Below are 20,238 nucleotides of genomic sequence, written 5' to 3'. Positions count from 1 at the left end.
CGTCAATATATCCACTATTACAATCACGAACGCATCAGAACAAAGCTAAAAGGCCTGAGCCCGGTGCAATACCGAAATCAGGCCTTGCTCATCTAATTTAACTGTCCAACTTTATGGGGTCAGTTCAAGCCGTAGGCGCAGCGTGGGGGCTTTTATTATCACGTCTTGACCTTCCCATCGGGTCAAGCCCTAAAGTGGCTCCATTGACGATTCATTGAAGGGTGATTTCGATGACAACAAGCGCTTCAAACAAGGGCTCACGCCTGACTTTAGACGTAGAAGGCATGACTTGCGCCTCCTGCGTGAGTCGGGTTGAGAAGATTATTGGCAAAGTGCCAGGGGTGCAATCGGCCCAGGTCAACCTGGCCACCAACAAAGCCACCGTGGACTACGACGGGGCTGCACCCATCCAAGCGATTATGCAGGCAGTGGAAAAGGGTGGTTACAAAGTTTCCCAACAAGACATCGTTTTGGATGTGCAGGACATGACCTGCGCTTCTTGCGTAGGTCGGGTGGAAAAAACCCTGCTGAAAGTGCCCGGTGTACAAAAAGCCTCGGTCAATCTGGCTACCGCCAAAGCCCACGTCCAGGTCGTGCAAGGCGTAAAAGCTGCCGACCTGATTCAGGCCGTAAGCAAAGCCGGTTATCCCGCCAGCCTGGCTCAGGCTGCCGCCACAAACGACCAGTTCGAACGAGCCGAGCAAAGCTACGAAACCCTGCGCAAGCGTTTCTGGCTCGCTCTGGTTCTGGCCTTACCTGTTTTCATTCTGGAAATGGGCGGCCATATGGTGCCTGCCTTTCATCATTGGGTGGCCAGCACCATCGGCACACAAAACAGTTGGTTGATCCAGTTTGTTCTCACCACGCTGGTCTTGCTATTTCCTGGTCGCGAGTTCTATACCAAAGGAATTCCTGTTCTGCTGCGTGGCGGCCCGGATATGAACTCGCTGGTGGCGGTGGGGACGTTGGCAGCGTACAGCTTCTCGCTGGTTGCAACCTTTGTTCCCCAGTGGCTGCCTGCCGAATCCGTTTACGTTTACTTCGAAGCCGCCGCTGTCATCGTGGCCCTGATTTTGCTCGGGCGCGTCATGGAGGCCCGCGCCAAAGGCCGTACTTCTGAAGCCATTCAGCGCTTGCTCAGCCTGCAACCACCTACCGCCCGTGTACGTCGTGACGGACAGGAAGTCGAACTGCCTTTAGCCGATCTGCATACCGGCGATATCGTCCTGGTTCGCCCCGGCGAGCGTATTCCGGTTGACGGTGATGTGGTGGCCGGTCAAAGCTATGTGGACGAATCCATGGTGACAGGCGAATCGATTGCCGTCTCCAAATCCCTGGGCGATAAGGTCATCGGTGGTACGGTAAACCAAAAAGGTTCGCTGGAATTTGAAGCTACCGCCGTAGGGCAGGACACCGTACTGGCCAATATTGTCTCTATGGTTGAGCAGGCCCAAGGCTCCAAGCTGCCGATTCAGGCCGTGGTCGACAAAATCACGCTGTGGTTTGTGCCTGCCGTCATGACACTGGCCGTCTTGACCGCCATTGTGTGGCTGATTTTTGGCCCATCGCCCGCACTGAGCTTTGCGCTGGTCAATGCCGTGGCCGTGCTGATTATTGCGTGCCCTTGCGCCATGGGTCTGGCCACACCAACCTCCATCATGGTGGGAACAGGTCGTGCTGCACAGGCAGGTGTGCTATTTCGTAAAGGGGACTCTCTGCAAGCACTGCGCGATGTGAAAGTCGTGGCCGTGGATAAAACCGGCACCTTGACCAAAGGCGCGCCCGAGCTGACCGATTTTGTGTGCGCCTCGGGTGAAAACCAGGATCAGACTTTGGCTGCCATTGCCGCTTTGGAGAATTACTCCGAACACCCGATTGCTCAAGCCATCGTCAGCGCCGCCAAGGACAAGCATGTCACGCTACCCAAAGCCGAGCAGTTCGAATCCCTGACCGGCTTGGGCGTCACGGCTCAAATCGGAGCCGATCAATGGCATGTCGGTGCAGACCGCTTGATGACTCAATTAGGTGCAGACCTGTCTGCCTTTACGGAGCAAGCCCAGACGCTGGCCCAGGAAGGCAAGACGCCCATGTATGCCGCTCGCAACAAGCAGGTTATTGCCTTGCTGGCTGTGGCTGATCCGATCAAGGAAACCACCCCGCGCGCCATTGAGCAGTTGCATGCCCGTGGCATCAAAGTAGTCATGATTACCGGGGATAACCGCCACACGGCCCATGCCATTGCCCGCCGCTTGAATATTGATGAAGTGGTGGCTGAAGTCATGCCTGAAGGCAAAGTCCAGGCTGTCCAGGCCTTGCGCGAAACCCATCAACATCTGGCCTATGTCGGTGACGGGATTAACGACGCACCCGCACTGGCCGTGGCCGACGTGGGGATTGCCATTGGCACCGGCACGGATATTGCCATTGAAGCGGCTGATGTGGTTTTGATGTCGGGGGACATGCAAGGCGTAGTCACCGCGATTGCCTTGTCCCACGCCACCATGCGCAATATCCGTCAAAACCTGTTCTGGGCCTTTGCCTACAACGTGGCGCTGATTCCCGTTGCCGCCGGTGTGCTGTATCCCTTTAACGGCACCTTGCTCTCGCCCATGTTTGCCGCAGGCGCCATGGCCTTGTCCAGCGTCTTTGTCGTTAGCAATGCCTTGCGTTTGCGTCGTGTGAAGCTGGATTAAGATCTTCTCAAAACACGTAGTACCGCAGGTCTTTAAAACCCGTTGTTTTAACAACGGGTTTTTTCTTCTCTCTTCTCTCTCAGAGCAGAAAAATGCCGCCACGGATGGGCGGCATGTTTATCGGGCAAAACAATATCGCCACACTCACGCTCCGACCTGTACTGATAATCAGGCTTTCAGCGTATAGCGCAAAATCTCGACGATCTGCTCGGGTGTGGTCGCCCAGGCCTGCGCACTGGCATCCACTTCTTTCAATGGGTGGATGATGTCCTCGGCATGCAAGGTCACGTAAGGTTTGCCCAAGGCGGCACAGAAGCCAGCATCAAAAGCAGCATTCCACTGCTTGTACTTGTCCCCAAAACGCACCACGACCAGATCCGCCTGCTCAATCAGGGTTCTGGTACGGATGGCATTGATTTTGGAAGACTTGTGATCACGCCAAAAACCTTCGCTAGCCGGCCCTAGGTGATCGCCTGCGGCATCGCTGGCATCATGATCGGTGACCGGGCTGGTAAAGGTGATATCCAGTCCAACGGCCTTTGCGCCTTGGGCAATCTGCTCGCGCCAATCCGTGTGAATTTCGCCGGACAGATAAACGGTGTAAGTCATTACGCACTCCATAAAGAAAAGCCGGACGCCTCTTCAACAGGCGCCCGGCGCATTCAAACCCGTCCAACAGTAGCATATTGAGCGCTGCCTAACAGCAGACAAACGCGATAGCCCTTATTTGCAAACACATTCAAGGTGTCAAACAGGCGGCTCGTACCTCTGGATACCGTATTACATGGGTGCAATCGGCTTGAACTCGCAGATACCACGCCTTGGGATTGCTGTTTTACTGAGCGATCCAAGGCGTCTAGCTAGTTCAGTTTTCCTGCAATGAATCGGGCAGATACTTACACCTTATTTCCAACCCAAACTATGAGATTGCTCCAGCGCCCGGTGACGTTGATCATCATCGGTATGCAGATAGATATTGGTCGTGGCAATGGACTCATGGCCCAGGGTGTCACGGATGATGCGTAAATCCACGCCTTGATCAGCCAGATGAGAGCCTGCTGAATGGCGCAGCCAGTGTGCCGAAGCCTGCTCCAGAATGCGGGCCTGAGATTCCTGGTCTGGATGCAAATTCCGCAAACGGTCAGCACTGCCTTGAAAAACCTTTTTGACCAGTACATGCGCCATGGCCCGCGTCAGATGCTTGTCACTGGCGCCAGCCGACATTAATAAAGGATAGGGTTCCAAGGCCTGCGGGGCACCCTGCAGAGCATGCGCTTGCCGATAGCGCATCAATTCACTAAACAGCTCCTGCGTCAAAGGCACACGACGCCATTTATCGCCTTTGCCGTGGATATGCAGCCACCACTGGGCTGTCGCTCCCGCATCGGCACGTTCTTGAACATCGGCCATACGTGCCTGAACCAGTTCGGAAATACGCAAGGCACCACCATAAAGGATAGAGAAAAGCCAGCGTACACGCGCCTTGTAGCGCAACTCGCTCTGCGTATCTTCGGGCAAAGCCTGGATGTAATCCTGCACCCAACGCCATTGCAGCCGGCTCAAATATCGCTGCTGGGAGGCAGTGGTTTTCTTTTGTCGACGACCTTGATGCGACAAGGCCAAAGGATTGCCCGCCAAATACCCCGCCTGCACCAGCCAGCTAAATAAAGAGTTCAGGATCAGTACAGCCTGATTCCGGCTGCTTTCAGACAAGGGCCCGGCAAAGGGCCGCCACGCCGCATGGTGACGGGCAGGGCGGGCGCGTCCTTGAACCACCCAACGATGAGCTGGTTGAGGGTCTGCCAAAAACAAACGATAGGCCAGGATGTCTTCCAGACTAAGCGAGGACAGATCCTTGCGACGCTCCAAGACGGCCCACAACAAAAGCCGCTCCGCCTCCTTGCGATAGTTCGCGTAGGTACGCGGGCTATCTATATAGCGTGCCAACCAGGCTCGCAACGCCTCTATATCTGTTTGCGCCTCAATCTGCGCCCGCCCACCGATAGAACGGTTTGCGCCTTGCCGCCCATCAAAACGGGCCAGTAATTGAGCAATATCGTCCGATCCCAGTTCTGTTGAGGGTGACGTGTTGGCTATTTCCATGGATCAGCAGAAAAACAGAGGCGTTAAGAGAGCAGGGAAGGGTTTTCAAACCCGTCCCTGTGCAATCCGGCCTTCTTAAGGCCATATATTTGACATTATAGAGATAATGTCAAATTATAGAATTCAATTTGTTGATAATTTTATATATTACGTTGTATTATTAATTAAATTATCAACAAAGGTGAAAAATGGAGCAAAACCAGCCCAATGAGGGCCAAATCTTGGCTGATGTGGCCCAATTACGCGATCGCTTCAGCCATACGCAGACTTTGTACAAAGAAGTGGCTGCGCTCCTGTTTTTTCGCTATGGCGTCACGCCTACGGCCAACAAGCTGTACCAATTGGTGCGTAAAGGCAGCATGAGTGCCCCAGCCCAGGCTCTCCAGACGTTCTGGGAAGATTTGCGGGACAAAAGCCGGGTTCGGCTGGATATGGCTGATATGCCAGAAGAACTGCAAAGCCTGACGGGAGACCTGCTGGGCCGTATCTGGCAAGAAGCCATGGGTCACTCAAAACAGCACCTGCAGCATTACCAAACCCAGGCTGATGAACGCGTCGCACAGGCTCAAGCCCTAACCCAGGAAGCACAACAGGCACTGGAAGTAGAGCAGGGCGCCTTGAAAACGGCTCAAGCCAACATAGAACGCTTGAAAGAAGCACTACAGACAGCCGGTCAGGAGCAAGCGGCTCTGAAACAAGACTTGCTGCACGCCAAACAACGCCAAAACGAGCTGGAAACCGAAAAGCAGTTGGTTCAGCAAGAGCTGCGCCGCCAAAGCGAACAGTTCACCCAGGATTTGGAGCGGCTGCAAAAAGCCATTGAGCTGACCGAGGAGCGCGCCCAGGCCAACGAGCGCCGTGCCTTGTTGGAAATCGACAAGGAGCGCTCCATTCAAACGCGACTGCGTCAACAAATAGAAGAGGCCGAGCACGCGAACAAAACCCAGCGTCAGGCTCACGAACAAGAGCTGAACCAGCAGCAGGATCAAATGCAGAAGCTGCGCCAAGAACTGGGGCAAGAGCAGGGCGAGCGTCGTGCCATGCAAGCAGCTCTGGATATCAGCCATAGCTTGGCCAAAGAGATGCAGGGACAACTACAAATGCTACGCACACGTACAGCCTTGCTGGAGCGAGAAAATGAAGAAGCGCGCAAGAAAGCCCAACTGCTCAGCCAGCAACTGGAGCAAGCTCAGGCCCAGCCAGTGCGGCCCGTACGCTTAAAGCGGCGCTTGATCAAGAGCAATCCTGAACAATGAAGAGCCCATTCAGCAGCCTATGCCAGCATGCACTAGGATAGGCGTGGCGCGCTTTCAATCACCGAAAAAGGTGTCGGCCGATTTAGCGGGATTTCAATCAAAAATCAGGCAAAGCCCAGCCTTGAATGAACGAGCAGCCGAACCGAAGGCAAGGACAATTCATCGCCTCCCTCGTGCTTTGAAGCCCTTCGTCCTCCTGCTTCGAATGCCATCATGAATGGACCACTGCGTGTAACGGTCTGTTTTAGCGCAAACGACCAATAGCAGCCTCGTGCTAAGCTTTTACCCATGCTGCGCGCACTCATTTCATCTCGCAAAACCATAGGCTGGCTTTTAGTAGTCAGCCTTATTGTTTTGTTTGCCAGCATCGGCCTGGGTACCAGCTTTGCCGCGCACGCCACGACTCAGAGCGCGGCTCACAGCACCGTTCAAGGGCACCACGCCTCGCCGGGACAATCTCACCATAGCGCTCCCAACCATTGCAGCACCCCGCAAAAAAGTGGCTGCTGCGCGTGTCTTGCGGCACTGATTCCACCGCCTGAAGCGATTGTCTTGCAGCCCGCTTTCCCTCCCGTTCCTTTGCATCAAGACTACCTCTCCCGGTTCATTGGCCCCGCCCAGCCACCTCCGCGCTCGTCCTGATCATCTCGTTCTAATTACCGCCCCAAGCCTAAAAAGCCTGTGCTCACTAGGCGTGGGCAGCGCATGTGTATTGATGATTAATAGGGATAAACCCATGAAACGACGCGATTTTTTCAAACTGACCTTAGGTGCCAGCCTCTTTAGCAGCCTGCCGATACGAAGCTGGGCACAGGGCATGATGGAGCACCACGGATCCATGCCCGCAGATATGCCCGGTCACGGCATGATGGCTCGGCAAGGCTTGATGCCCGTCGAAAAGATGCCGGCAGGTCAGGCACTGCAAGCTCTACCAGTGCTGAAAAACAGTAGTCAGAAAAAAGGGCTGTTTCAGGCGAAAATTACTGCGGCCGCCCACCAACGTGGGCTCGCCGATGGCAAAACCACCGAGCTTTGGCTATACAACGGCCAGGCTCCCGGCCCACTCATCGAGCTGTACGAAGGCGATCAAGTCGAAATCGAGTTTGAAAACCAGCTGGATCAAGCCACTACGATTCACTGGCACGGCTTGCCCGTGCCCTCGGATCAGGACGGAAACCCACAGGACGCGGTCTTACCAGGACAAAGCCGCTACTACCGCTTTACTTTGCCCCAAGGTTGCGCCGGCACCTACTGGTATCACCCGCATCCGCATGGAAAAAGTGGTGAGCAAGTCGCGCATGGACTGGGCGGGACAATTATTGTTCGCTCTTCCAAAGACCCATTGAAGGACTATGCGGAACAACATTGGGCGATCAGCGATTTGCGGTTGGACATCAATGGCCATATACCGGCCAACACCGGCCCGGATTGGATGAATGGCAGGGAAGGGCAGTTCGTGCTGTTGAATGCTCAACGCCAGCCGCGCATCCAGACCAGCACAGCAGAACGTATTCGCGTCTGGAACTCCTGCTCTGCCCGTTATTTAAGGCTGCACATCCCTGGCGCCCAGCTGATTCAAGTTGGTACAGATGGCGGGTTGCTGGAACAGCCTTTGGCCGCCGCAGAGTCTATTTTGCTGGCACCGGCTGAACGGGTGGAGTTCTTTATCCAAGCGGAAAAAGACCTGGAAAGCAGCTTGCAAGCCCTGTATTACGATAGACAAAAAATGATGATCAAGGAAAAGCCCGAGACCTTGACGCTGGCAGGGCTGACAATCCGCCATCAGGAAATCGACCTGCCCGAGCAGCTACGGACAATTCCGGCGATTCCTGCTGCCGCCAGTACCGCAAAAGTGGTGTTCAGCGAAGTCATGCCCATGAACCACGACATGCCATCCGGGCACGGCTCTGGCATGGCGGCCTCGCCCGGAATGAACCATCAGGGCATGGGGGGCATGGACCAGGAAACCATGATGCCCGGCATGGCAGCCATGCGCTCCATGTTCCGCATCAACAATCAGGTCTACGACATGAACCGTATCGACCTGCGTTGCCCGACCGGGGAGTGGCAATACTGGGATGTCATCAACGACTCCCATATGGATCATCCTTTCCATCTGCACGGAACGCAGTTTCAGGTGCTGGCACGTCAAACCGGCAACAGGTCCTTCCCGGAGCCATTCCGTGCCTGGCGAGATACTGTCAATCTGCGCCCCAACGAGACCGTCCGACTGGCATTCCGACAGAAATTGCCAGGCCTGCGCATGTTTCATTGCCACATTCTGGAGCATGAGGACCTGGGCATGATGGCGCAGCTAATGGTGGAATAAGGAGGCGGATTAAGGTTCGTCCGGCTTTCAAGCTGAAGTCTTGAAAACGTCCGCTCCGCAAGGCTGTGTGCCAGCGGGGCGGACAAAGCCGTCCTGCTTGAAAAAAACCCGGCGTCGCCTGCATTACAATACCGCTTTTGAATTTCTCATTTTCAGCGGAGCACGCGCCATGAGCCTGTTGGGCACCCCCTTATCGTCGTCGTCGGACAAAATCATGCTCTTGGGCTCGGGAGAGCTGGGCAAAGAAGTGCTGATTGCGCTGCAACGCCTAGGGGTAGAAACCATCGCGGTAGACCGCTACGACAACGCACCTGGCCAGCAAGTTGCCCATCATTCGCGCACTATTACCATGAGTGACGCCGAGCAACTGCGCGCCCTGATCGAACAAGAAAAGCCCACCCTGGTTGTGCCCGAGATTGAAGCTATTGCTACCGGCGTGCTGGAAGAGCTGGAAGCCCAAGGCAAGGTGCGCGTCATACCAACCGCCCGTGCTGCTCGGCTGACCATGGACCGCGAAGGCATTCGCCGTCTGGCTGCTGAAACACTGGGCGTTCCCACCAGCCCCTACCAATTTTGCGAATCGCTGGCAGAACTGCAAGCCGCTATCGACGATAAGATCGGCTACCCCTGCGTGGTCAAACCCTTGATGAGCAGCTCGGGCAAAGGTCAAAGCAAGATCAGCGGGCCTGATGACGTCGCCAAAGCCTGGGACTACGCCATGGCCGGTGGCCGCGTTAGCCAATGCCGCGTCATTGTGGAAGGCTTTATTGATTTCGACTACGAAATCACTTTGCTGACCGTCCGTGCCGTCGGTGCAGACGGCCAGATCGAAACCCAGTTCTGCGACCCCATTGGCCACAAGCAAGTAGATGGCGACTACGTAGAGAGCTGGCAGCCTCAGCCCATGAGCCCCAAAGCCCTGCAAAGCGCACGCGATATCGCCCAGGCGGTCACCCAGAACCTGGGTGGCCAAGGCTTGTTTGGCGTAGAGCTGTTTGTGAAGGGCGATGAGGTATGGTTCAGCGAAGTCAGCCCCCGCCCACACGACACGGGCATGGTCACCATGGCTACTCAATGGCAGTCCGAATTTGAGCTGCATGCACGCGCGATTCTGGGCCTGCCAGTCAATACGGCCTTGCGCATGCCCGGCGCCAGCGCCGTGATTTACGGTGGCGTAGATGCGAAAGACGTGGACTTCCTGAATGTGGCCCAAGCCCTGCGCATCCCGCAAACCGATATCCGTCTTTTCGGCAAACCCGAGAGCTTTGAAAAACGCCGCATGGGTGTTGCCCTGGCAGCAGACACTGACCTGGAAACGGCCCGCGCCAACGCTCGCCAAGCCGCTGCCACCGTCAAAGTCCAAGCCCGCTAAAACAAGGCGTTTTCCACCATGCCCATCATCATCTTCCTGCTGTTCATAGGGATTATTGCGGCGCTGGTCTATGGTGGAATGCAGCTCTTTAACCTGGTCAGCGCCAGTGCTGGTGCCATCGCCGCTATCTTGAGCCTGTTGATAGCGGCGGCCATTCTGGTGGCTCCCTTTATGGTATGGCGACGCCGTTATCTGGCCATCCACGGTAAAAAACAACAAGGCCAGCGCATTGTAGAACTGGCTTTACCCGATGGCTCGATACGTCTGGATGCCTTGCAAAAGCGTGGTCAGATTCAAACCGGGCAGGGGGCACGTGCCTTTATTTTTGCGGATATTGAAGCAGTAGAGCCACAGGGCAGGGGGCTGACACTTATATTGCGTAATCCCACCCAACGGTGGGAGATTCAAACCAGCCACTTTGCTGAGGCCAAACGCTGGCACAAGATCCTGAACCTGGCTGCAAAACAGGATTTATAGGGCTAGCATCAGTCCTGCAGCACATAAAAAGCACCCGCAGGTGCTTTTTTGTTTGTTTTTTGTTTGGTTATTTTGGCAGGATAGCCAAGCGAATACATCAATAGCGGGCTGCCGTCCTTAGACTTGCTCACTAACTTGATCCGACAAGGCCGGCTCATTGAGGCTGATCATGTGCTCATCCAAAGACTCCAGCGTTTCCACAACGGTACGCAGCACCTGAATACGCGCCGCTTTTTTGTCCTTGCTAGGCACAATATGCCAAGGCGCCATGTGAGTATCAGTCTGGGCAAACATCTCCTGAGCCGCACGTTGATACGCCGTCCATTTCTCACGATTACGCCAATCCTCTTCCGTAATCTTGTAAGCCTTAAAGGGCGTTTCCTCGCGGGCCTTGAAGCGCTTTAGCTGCTCATCCTTATCAATATCCAGCCAGAACTTGATCACCGCCGTGCCGTTGGCCAACAATTGCGCCTCAAACTCATTGATTTCCTCGTAGGAACGATGCCAGGCAGCGCGGGAGATCAGCTTCTCCACTCGTTCCACCAGCACACGACCATACCAGGAGCGATCAAAAATGGAGATTTCTCCCAGACGCGGCAACTTGCGCCAGAAACGCCATAGATACGGACGTGCCCGTTCCACCGCGTTAGGAGCGGAAATAGGGAAGATATCGTACATCCGCACATCCAGGGCTTCAGTCAAACGGCGAATAGTGCCGCCTTTACCGGCCGCATCGCGTCCTTCAAAGACCAGTACCAAAGAATGTTTGCGGAATGCTTTGCTACGTACCGCGCAGGACAAACGGCCTTGCCAATGCAAAAGCTCGGCATCGTAATCCAACACAGGCTCCACGGGAGGAGGGGACTGCAAGCTGGCAGTCGGCACATTCAAACGAAACGGGAACGCATACGGCTCTTTAACTTGTCGCGGGACAATGGGTTTATCCAAAGCCTGCAACACGACTTTTGCCAAGGACACATCACGCAAGTTCTGATCTGCGCTGGGGATCACCACCCAGGGAGCGTAATTTCTGTGGGTCAGATTAATGGTTTGTGTGGCCGCATTGCGCAATTGCTTGAATTTCTTGTGAACCTTCAAGTCTGCCTTGCTAACACGCCAAGCTGTATTTGGGTCAGCCATCAAGGTCGTACAGCGGGTCAACTGAGCTTGAGCGGAGAGGTGGAACCATAGTTTCAACACCTGCACGCCTTGATAGGCCAGTTGCGCTTCAAAACGATTGATCAAATGGGTGTATAGGGCGATCTTGGTCGGGTCCGGTTTTTTGCGGCCCAGCTCTGTCATCAAAGGGGCATACCAGGAACCAAACACCAAACCCGTCTGACCACGAACCGGCAGCCGATTCCAATAACGCCACATTAAAGGCCGCATGGCTTCCTCTTCATTGAGCGCACCAAAAGCCAAGGTGTGCACGTAGCGAGGATCCAACCAACTGTTCAAGGTATTGATCGCAGAGCCTTTCCCCACACCATCCATCCCGGCTACCACGATCAGCAAGGTTTGATCTGCTTTTTGCAGACGCTCGTACTGCTTTAGCAGCAGCGCTTCGCGCAGCGCGTCAATCTGCGTCTTGGCTACGTCATCACTCAAGCTGGGATCGCGTTCGGCAAACTGTAGTACATGGCCCATCGTGCTTCGCTCCGTTTCACATAGCTCGTCACTATAACCATGCAAGGGGAGACTTAACTACCTTGGGGAGGAAAATAATCTGCAGAAAAACAGTAGCCAGGACGAGCGTAGTAGCGATTCTTTAGAGGTAGATACAAAGCCCTGTTATTTAGTGACTTTACATAATATACATTATGCGATGTTTCCCAGCCGTCCTCTAGGGAGGAAAACGAGCCTGTTCAGCAGTCTTTTGCATTATGTGAAGTTAGGCACCTCACAGTAATCTAAACCGAAACCCCGTCGAAACGTTGAATTGCACGACTGATCGGACGGTAGCACAGCACTTTATCCTGTGTCAAACATCCCCTTCACTCAACGACCTAACTTCAGCATGGCCGACACGTCTCGACTGATTTTCTTAACAGCGTTTCGGACCCGTACAACTTAACAATTTAGGCACATGCAACGCTATGGATAAGTCAGACCCTACCGCTACATAACCTTACCGCTGCACAGCAAGACTCTTAGTGAGACCTTTGGCCACAGTTCAGGCAAACAAGCCAGCAACACGACCAGCGTTGCCTCTGCTTGACTGAGTAGCATCTGCTCCAGCTCCAGCTACAGATGCTTTTAATCAAAAAAGCAGATAAGCTTTATGAATCGATCTGCTATTTATCAAGATCGGCATAATTGACTATTTTTTTATAGTGATTAGAGGGTAATTAACAAACCATCTAATACCAATGCACAAAAAGTATCTGCCGCTTTCTAAAAATTTAGTAACCCTCAATACGAACCGATCACAAGTTATTAAAGATAAAAACCTCTGAGTCTAAACTTATTAATAAATCAAAAAATTTATTGTCTTACTTGCAGCCCTGCTTGATTGCAGGTACTATCAGCTGCCGCCTCGGGCAATACTTAATTTCGTCCGCGTTAACGTAGACGTTTGCAGCATGGTAACCCCGCCAGTATCGCCGTTGAGCTGTTCGACTTGACAATTGCAACGGGTACAGGAGAAAGGTCCCGAGGCGGCCCACCAAGAAGTTAATACTCCTTTTAAGCCAGATATTTGAAGATATAGAGATGCTTGATGCATTTATACGTACGGATGTTCACTTCATGTCCATGGCCATATTTAATGAGCGATATGAGGATATCCAAGGCCTTCTATATCCCAATCCGAATTATAAGATTTTCCATATTAAGAAACGCAGTGGCGGATTGCGTGTCATACGCGAACCACGGCGCAGATTAAAGAATTTACAGTTAAAGCTACTCGCATATCTTTATGAACTGTCTGGAAAACCTAAGCCTTGCGCTCATGCATTCATAAAAAAACGTAGTATCGTCACGAATGCACAAACACACCTGGCACGTCCTCCGACGTTTATTTTGAACATAGACCTTGAGAATTTCTTCCCATCCATCTCATTTTATCGTGTGAGGGGTGTACTGAAAAATGCACCTTTTAATTTTTCCCATGAAGTTGCTACAGTTCTGGCACAGATGTGTGTAGTTGGCAACGAGCTGCCTCAGGGGGCACCAACCTCCCCCTTTCTATCTAATCAGGTATGTCGATCACTTGATCGCGATCTCATGGCTTTAGCAAAACGACATCGAGCCATATATACCCGGTATGCCGATGACATTACCTTTAGCTTTTCGCGTGCTACTTCGGCCACGTTACCCTCGAATATCTGCACGTTCGAGAGTGGAGAGGTAGGGCTAGGAAATGAGCTTACAGCAATCATTGGACGTCACAACTTCCGCATTAACCCTACAAAAACGCGAATGTCTACTCGGCGTAAACGTATGGAAGTTACTGGTATCGTCGTCAATGAATTTCCAAACCTGAAACGCGACTTCATCGATCGCATCAGAGGGGCGCTACATGCGTGGGAAAAATTCGGGTACGCTGCCGCCCAACAGTTCTGGGAGTCACGCATTATCAGCAGCGAATCCTTTGACGATGCAAAACGCGCATGGAAACGCCAAACCCGCACAGAGCTCCCTCCTGAACTAAAGAATGTTCTTTGGGGAAAGCTGCTTTTCGTACGAATGGTTCGCGGCAGCGACGACGCTATCTATACTCGACTCGCGGAAAAATACAACCGACTCTTAGTAAAAGAACGTTTACAGGACACCCCATTTACTGCTGCTACGCTCCCCATCGAACAAGTCGTAAGAAACTTACAAGACGTTGAGCGAGCCATCTTTGTGGTTGAGTGGAGTGGCACCTATTACCATCCTGGAAGCCAAGAGACTGATCTGATTTTAAGTCAAGGTACCGCATTCGCTTATAAGCGAAGAAATCGCCTTATTACTTGCGATCATGTTCTCGTAGGGACTGCAGTGATCGACGGATTTAGCCATGATGTGGATATCCAGTCCGAACACCTTCAAGATGTTGCATTAACCGTGCGGGACCCGGTAACGTGGAAAGAATGGAAAGTGCGAATCGTGCATCGTGATGCACCGAGAGACCTAGCAATTCTTGATTTTGAAGCGGAGTCACCCGCCGAGCACCGTTACTTCGCAGGGAGGGACTCTGCCGTCCACCAACACTCGGCGGGCCATCTAATTGGTTTTCCTAACTGGGGCCCCGGCAGAGCTGCTAGCATCGACCCAGCTATAGTATCTGCACGATTCCCACGCTCAGCCCTGCAACGGATTGATATCAACATATTGATCCGTCGTGGTAATTCTGGTGGGCCATATGTTGACCAACTGTTTCGAGTAGCAGGCGTTGCTCAAAAAGGGGCCAAGCAAGAAGATGGAAATAATGAGTGTCTATGCGTGACCGAACTGGATGCATGGATTAATGCTTACGAGGCATACTTGCGAACTACGACGGCGACTACTACCTCTAACCCGTGAGTGCGTAGAAGGCACTAAACAGATTAGTAATAGTGATAAGAACGCGATACCGGAAATCTGCTAACAATCTACCTATCATAAGCCCACTAAATACCCACCCTAGCTCAAATGACCAACTTCAATACTGGATTGACGGGCGGCACGGGTAAAACAAACCGATCCGGATCCGTCAACACCACCGCCGCCAACGAGGCGACCGGCACATTGCCTTTGCCAATGATCTGGTAACGCAAGATGTTGACCTTGCCACCACCTTCTACTTGACGCATCCGATGCCATCCCGCTTTGATAACCTCTCGCTGAATCTGCATCCCCATGGCGTCGGCCTGTTCTTCAGGCCCTGTTTGAGCCGCGTAGAGCTTGAAAATCTTGGGTGAAATCAGTGCCATGCCTTCCTCTACAAAATGCACCGGTGCCCCAGATTCGTTGTATTTAATCTCACGGCTGGCCAAGCCTTGCTGCAGCCACTGGATAAACGCCATCGCGGCTTCACTGGGTTCCTTCACAGGAGCTTCGTGCGGTAATTCAGGCAGGCTCGGTGTCAACACGACAGGCGTGGTGTTTGCCTGGCTGAACATGCGTTGCGATTTTGCCTGTGCCTTTGGAGCAGGCTCAGGCTCAAGAACCGGCGCTTTAGGCGTCGGTAAGGCTGGTAATGCTCCAGGTGCGTGCTCAACAGAGGCTGCCTCAACACTTTTAGCCTTTGCTGCAGCTATGGCTGTTGCTTCATGTTGATGTGATTTTTTGCCTGGGCGTGCGCTGCTAACCGTTGCTGTCGGCGCTGAGCTCACAGGCGTGGGCTTATGCGACGCTTGCGGTGGGCTGCGATGAATAATGTTGGATGCTGTATCAGCTTCATCCAGAAAATCATCGTCAACATCAAAGCCATCTACGGCGAGTTCGGCTGGCAAAATCACCGTCTCGTCGTCGTATACCTGAATTGAAGCAGTTTGGTGAGTATTGCTTGAGGTTGGCACAGGTTCGGGCTGGTTGCCGCTTTGCGTTGCGCCATTTTTCGGTGTTTGCCGCTTGGCTGCGCCAGTTGACGCATTTTTGGGCTTTCTAAACTCCATTGCTGGTACGAGATTACGCTTGGGTGCTGCAGCTTGGGAACGAGCTGAAGCAGTTTTGGCCGTTGTGGCCACCTTTTGCGGCAATATTCCTTCATCAATGTGTTCTGGAGCAGCTTTGGCTTGAATGACTGTTGTGTCAGCGCTGTGCTCACAATCAACCGCAGCTGGATCAGCCTCTGTTTCAAACTCATCATCGCCACGCTTGGCCCGGACTCGGATCTCTCCGGACATCGCCGGTGGGTATAAGTTTGGATCATCATAGAGCTTTGACAGTGGAAAGCGCAGCACACTTAGTCTGTGTCGATATTGATGGGCTTCTGTGCCCTCTTCTGTTGCCGGCGTTTGCCCGTTGATTTCAACGTGCCAAATAGCTTGGCCAGAATGAGGACTGACTTGCAAGATTCCATATTCCTGCCATGTGTCAAACAGCCTATCGTTCTTGGCCTCTCCAGGTACAGACTCGTCAGGCTCATGCTTTTTAATCCAGGCCCGCGTGGCATCGGCCAAACGCTTAGCCACAAACCACACAGAGCCGTCATACACCCATCCGGCAGCTCCAGTACGATTGAGCGGCAATTCCGTTCCAGACTGCAACATGCTTTTGAGCGCTTGCATGAGTAAATCCACCAGCGGTACTGCATTGGCTGTCGCAAAACGAGCCTTACTGCCCTTCATCAATGCGTTGCTGGTGGAGGCCTGGTCAGCGCGTTTGATAATGTCAGCCAATAATCCATCCTTGTGGCCAGACAAATAATGAGTCAGCGCATCAAAGGCGTGAGGCGTTTGGGACAAAAAAGTTAAGGCAGATTTTGGTGCAATCTGATGAAGCAGGGTCAGTGCCAGGCGATTATGGGCCTGGTAGTCCCGGCTGGCTTTTGGCTCAAACTCGACCCGATACTCCAGATCCAGACGCCCCTGCCCCACTTCGAACAAGGAGCCAGCCAGCGGTTTCCATCGCAACGGTTCATCCATCGCCCCGCCTCGCCATAAGATCCGTAGGTCTGTCATCGGTTTGGCAATGTCATGAAGCAGTGCCGCGTAGAAGACCACATAGGTCCACTGATCACGCTCGGCGTCAATCTGCTCAACGGGAGCATTCGTAGGTAAAAAATGCGCGTTTCGCCAGGTCATGGCTGCCAATACCATCTCCAGCGTATGGGCCAACAAACCACCAGCGTGGGCGTGATGGTGTGCTTCTGAGGCAGGCATAAGCTGGACGTATTCTGCATATCGTCGGATAGCTGGGATGAAATCTCGTCGAAAAACAGGATCTGCTACGCGAGACTGCAGGAACATTTGATGAACCGCTTTTTGAGCTTTCAGCAGACGGATCAAGTCATCAGACTCAAGAACACGCAACCACCCTTCCTCCCGCCCTGCTACACGTTGGGCAACTGGAACTGGTGGGGGGCTTGGAGGTGGCGGAACCGGTGCGGGCTTAGTTGTACTGGAGGCGCGTCGCGGAATAAAAGTGGAGAACTTCGAGATCCAAGGCGGGGTTCGGCGGTGAGTCATGCTCTAACGTTCAAGCAAATGGGCTCGCAACGTCTCCAGAGTCGGACGAGGATGTCGCAATGTGAGCAAAATATGCAGTGACTCAGTGGGATGTTGCGGATCGCCCAGCTGCAGGAAATGGAACCAGCTCATCTGCAGTGGATTCCATTGAATTGAATCAGGATCAGGCAGCATATTTTTGCCCCAGTGGGCCCGATAATGGACAAATGGCTGCTGCAAAATATCTTCAACAATGCTCTCTTTGCGCCCTGCGAGATCTACGGCCTGGCTGCTTTCTTGCGCCAGGTTCTGACAATGATTCTTCAAAATCTCTCTCACACACAGATGAGGATCATCTTCATCCTCGGCATAAATTTCTAATCCGTCATAACGCGATAGCCAGGCTGAAAAATGGGGGACCCATTCAGCCAATCCGAGCTCAGTCAGGAGCTCGACAATGCGGTAAATCGCATGAGCACGGTCGTGCGCATCACGCCCAAAATGGGGGAACCCAGGATCGGGGTATGGATGCTCGTTTTCAGCGAGGTGGGCGAGGATAGTCATAGCGGCCACTCTACAAAGCGGTTTGCTATCACTCAACGCGATACCGGGTGCGACGTAACCTAGGGTTCTCGCTTGCGCGCAACGTTAAGTTCTGATAAGTCACAGCCCGCTATGCTGGCCGAGGCCATTTGCAGCGCTTCACCCAGCCCCTGGGTGAAGCGCTGCGTAACCCGTAAGCCCCCTTTTCCCCTACCTGTAAAGCCTTTCCCGACGGCCACCGGATTTTTAGGTGGACGGCGGCCCTTTGGATAAGGCCCTTGACCCGTAGCAACCTTTTCCCAGTAGCGGATTGACGCCCCGGCAGTCCGTCAACACATTCTTGTTCTAGTTGTATTGTGCAATGCAAAAGATTTTAACTTGAATACCCTTTCTTCACTTACTCAAAAACGCATATAGCAGGCCGCGCGGATAACGCACATAACTGTTTTCGTCAAGCTGAAACCCCGTGTTACGTGACCTTGGGTTAACGAGCGACACCTTGGGGTGCCTTTGCAACACTGAACGCCATTCTCAATCGGATGGAGTACTTCATGAGCTGGACAGCTAGACTCGCTGTTGCCGCGCCACTGGCTGTTTTGGCGTTGCAGGCCCAAGCCCAGGTCGGGGATACCTACGACAACGGCACACAGGTGCGAATAGGACAATACAGCACACAAGCCAGCACACCAGGGCATAGCGTTTCTGATCCCCTGTCTGTGTTTGTGGCACTGACTTACCCACGTCAAGACGTAGCCACCATTGATGGTGCGATTGAGTACACCCTCAAACGGACTGGCTGGCAGCTTGATCGCTCCAAGCTGTCGCTAGAAGCCGCGCAGTTTCTTCGCTTACCCCTACCCGAATCTCAGCGGTCGCTGGGCACGTATCGTGTGCGTGATGTCCTAAATGCACTCGTAGGTGAGACCTGGCGCTGGGACGAGGACCCCATCCGTCGCAGACTGTGGATCAGTCTAGCGGCACAGCCGACTCTGTCAGGCATCGAGCTGACGCAAAATTGGCTCCAGGCCCAAACCTACCCCGTCACAGTTGACCCTAAAAAGCCGTGGTTGCCCCTGACCGAGCGCATCAGCGGGGTGCAGCCATGAACCAGCAAGATCAACAGTGGCAACAGCAACAAGATGATCAGCGTCGCCGGGAGCACGCCGAGCAGCTAGAACGTGAACGGATTGAAAGAATCAACCTAGCAGATGCTATGGAGGCAGAAAGGCTTGAGCGCGACCCCCAGGAAAGAGCGGAACGTGAGCAGCTTGAGCGTGAGCACCAATTAGAGCTTGAGCGCCAAGAAAAACTGAACCATGACGACCGTGACTACCGACGCGAACTGGAGGCTGTAAAGCAGGATAAAAACGGCTTTGTGCGAACCCTCTGGCACATTCTGTTCTCACGCAAAGAACAAACGGCAGACGTTGAAAAACAGAACGTGGAGCCCGTGTTTTCGTCTGTAGTGGATCCCGTGACCGAGACGCAAAACAATGAAGCAGTCACCGATTTCTTTGCTGAACAAGAAAATCAACCGCAAGCAGCCAGCGTTACGCCATCCCCATTGGCATCCGCAGCGCTTACCGATGCTCCAACGCTCAAGAAAAAGAGAGGCTATCCGTGGAAGCTAATCCTGGCGTTGGTGCTTTTTGCTGTCCTGTTCTTGAGCTGGAAATACCTGTTTAACAAACCTGTGGTTGAGCAAACAGCCGCCTTGTCGGCAGCCGAGCCCTCACTGGCTGAAATCGAAGGCCAGGTCTCCCCTATTGAGGATGGGGAAAAGAGTGCCCCCTCCCCTGCTCCCGCCACCAGTGATCTCGGCAATGTAGAGAAAGCTTCTGACATGCCCATGGGAACAGAACCGATAGACACGGCAGAGTCAACGGAATTCCAAGAACTTTCCATTGATCTCGGAGAGTCGTTCCCATCGAACCTTGAAACATCGCAAGCCTCGTACGCCGTTCAAGAAACACCAACATTTGAGGTGCAAATCTCGTCCCTGCAACGCGATGTCAACGAAATCAGGCAGTTACTCAATGAGCTCTTGCATCAGAACGAGCAGTTGATAGCTCTGTCCACACCTTCGCCTGAGCCAGAACCAGTGGCGGTGCCCGTTGTTGAGCCTGCCCCCGTGAAAAAGCCGGTCGCACGTCGAGCCAAGGCCGCTCCAAAACCAAGCGTTCGTCTGGTCTCAGTCGATATGTGGGATGGCAAACCCTCTGTTGTCGTCGCCAGTACACGCCCAGGCGACAACCAAACCTTAGTGATGCGCCCAGGCGATACCGTCAACGGCGTCACGCTGCAAAGCGCAAGCGCATCCGAGCGCAGCGCCTCTTTTCTCGTAAACGGAAAAACCACCAAATTAACTGTGGAGGGCCAGTAATGCCGCGCC

15 protein-coding genes are annotated in these 20,238 nt (G+C 53.4%); 9 read left to right on the top strand and 6 right to left on the bottom strand.

The annotated features are described in order from the left end of the window. Positions 1–96, top strand: a 96-nt coding sequence (locus AB7E06_RS05905) for an IS3 family transposase (RefSeq protein WP_427955672.1), incomplete at its 5' end; no start/stop codon positions are given. Between the two features lie 134 nt (positions 97–230). Continuing rightward, on the top strand, positions 231–2,693 hold the full coding sequence (locus AB7E06_RS05900; protein WP_346548568.1) for a heavy metal translocating P-type ATPase: 2,463 nt from the start codon (positions 231–233) through the stop codon (positions 2,691–2,693). A 168-nt stretch (positions 2,694–2,861) separates the two neighbouring features. On the opposite strand, the gene AB7E06_RS05895 is transcribed toward AB7E06_RS05900, so the two are convergent. Then, positions 2,862–3,302, bottom strand: a complete 441-nt coding sequence (locus AB7E06_RS05895; protein WP_094196712.1) for a YtoQ family protein — start codon at positions 3,300–3,302, stop codon at positions 2,862–2,864. A gap of 294 nt (positions 3,303–3,596) precedes the next feature. Further along, positions 3,597–4,796: a tyrosine-type recombinase/integrase gene (locus AB7E06_RS05890; RefSeq protein ID WP_427955662.1), complete on the bottom strand. Its 1,200-nt coding sequence runs from the start codon at positions 4,794–4,796 to the stop codon at positions 3,597–3,599. Between the two features lie 188 nt (positions 4,797–4,984). Between AB7E06_RS05890 and AB7E06_RS05885 the strand changes: the two genes are divergently transcribed. Continuing rightward, entirely contained in the window at positions 4,985–6,052 is a 1,068-nt protein-coding gene (locus AB7E06_RS05885; RefSeq protein ID WP_264672844.1) for a DNA-binding protein, read from the top strand. Between the two features lie 333 nt (positions 6,053–6,385). On the opposite strand, the gene AB7E06_RS05880 is transcribed toward AB7E06_RS05885, so the two are convergent. Then, on the bottom strand, positions 6,386–6,517 hold the full coding sequence (locus AB7E06_RS05880) for a hypothetical protein (protein WP_321352638.1): 132 nt from the start codon (positions 6,515–6,517) through the stop codon (positions 6,386–6,388). 271 nt (positions 6,518–6,788) lie between these two features. Here AB7E06_RS05880 and AB7E06_RS05875 point away from each other — a divergent pair, with 271 nt between their 5' ends. From AB7E06_RS05875 to AB7E06_RS05865, 3 genes are all read left to right on the top strand, one after another. Continuing rightward, positions 6,789–8,381 (top strand): multicopper oxidase family protein, encoded by a 1,593-nt coding sequence (locus AB7E06_RS05875; RefSeq protein WP_427955658.1) that lies wholly within the window; start codon positions 6,789–6,791, stop codon positions 8,379–8,381. Positions 8,382–8,550: 169 nt separating this feature from the next. Then, positions 8,551–9,753: a formate-dependent phosphoribosylglycinamide formyltransferase gene (gene purT / locus AB7E06_RS05870; protein WP_230018146.1), complete on the top strand. Its 1,203-nt coding sequence runs from the start codon at positions 8,551–8,553 to the stop codon at positions 9,751–9,753. An 18-nt stretch (positions 9,754–9,771) separates the two neighbouring features. Continuing rightward, positions 9,772–10,230, top strand: a complete 459-nt coding sequence (locus tag AB7E06_RS05865; RefSeq protein ID WP_094196716.1) for a hypothetical protein — start codon at positions 9,772–9,774, stop codon at positions 10,228–10,230. A gap of 117 nt (positions 10,231–10,347) precedes the next feature. On the opposite strand, the gene pap is transcribed toward AB7E06_RS05865, so the two are convergent. After that, the gene (pap, locus tag AB7E06_RS05860; RefSeq protein ID WP_094196717.1) at positions 10,348–11,877 is read right to left on the bottom strand and encodes a polyphosphate:AMP phosphotransferase; all 1,530 of its coding nucleotides are present in this window, start codon (positions 11,875–11,877) and stop codon (positions 10,348–10,350) included. A gap of 1,065 nt (positions 11,878–12,942) precedes the next feature. Between pap and AB7E06_RS05855 the strand changes: the two genes are divergently transcribed. Then, a complete protein-coding gene (locus tag AB7E06_RS05855) occupies positions 12,943–14,736 on the top strand; it encodes a reverse transcriptase domain-containing protein (RefSeq protein WP_372406294.1) in 1,794 nt (597 codons plus the stop codon). Between the two features lie 104 nt (positions 14,737–14,840). Here the strand turns inward: AB7E06_RS05855 and mobH are convergent, their stop codons facing one another. Further along, positions 14,841–17,168 carry a MobH family relaxase gene (mobH, locus tag AB7E06_RS05850; protein ID WP_372406296.1) on the bottom strand — a complete coding sequence of 776 codons (2,328 nt, stop codon included), beginning with the start codon at positions 17,166–17,168 and terminating at the stop codon, positions 14,841–14,843. A gap of 159 nt (positions 17,169–17,327) precedes the next feature. Beyond that, positions 17,328–17,867 carry a hypothetical protein gene (locus tag AB7E06_RS05845; protein WP_131071802.1) on the bottom strand — a complete coding sequence of 180 codons (540 nt, stop codon included), beginning with the start codon at positions 17,865–17,867 and terminating at the stop codon, positions 17,328–17,330. Between the two features lie 530 nt (positions 17,868–18,397). On the opposite strand from AB7E06_RS05845, the gene AB7E06_RS05840 reads away from it, so the two are divergent. Both AB7E06_RS05840 and AB7E06_RS05835 read left to right on the top strand, forming a co-directional pair. After that, positions 18,398–18,952, top strand: a complete 555-nt coding sequence (locus AB7E06_RS05840) for a hypothetical protein (protein WP_372406298.1) — start codon at positions 18,398–18,400, stop codon at positions 18,950–18,952. Continuing rightward, entirely contained in the window at positions 18,949–20,229 is a 1,281-nt protein-coding gene (locus AB7E06_RS05835; protein ID WP_372406300.1) for a hypothetical protein, read from the top strand. The genes AB7E06_RS05840 and AB7E06_RS05835 overlap by 4 nt, the downstream gene beginning before the upstream one ends. Positions 20,230–20,238 lie beyond the last annotated feature (9 nt).

Source organism: Alcaligenes sp. (assembly GCF_050255915.1).
Taxonomy (GTDB): Bacteria; Pseudomonadota; Gammaproteobacteria; order Burkholderiales; family Burkholderiaceae_B; genus Alcaligenes; species Alcaligenes aquatilis.
This window is presented reverse-complemented; position numbering and strand designations above follow the sequence as displayed.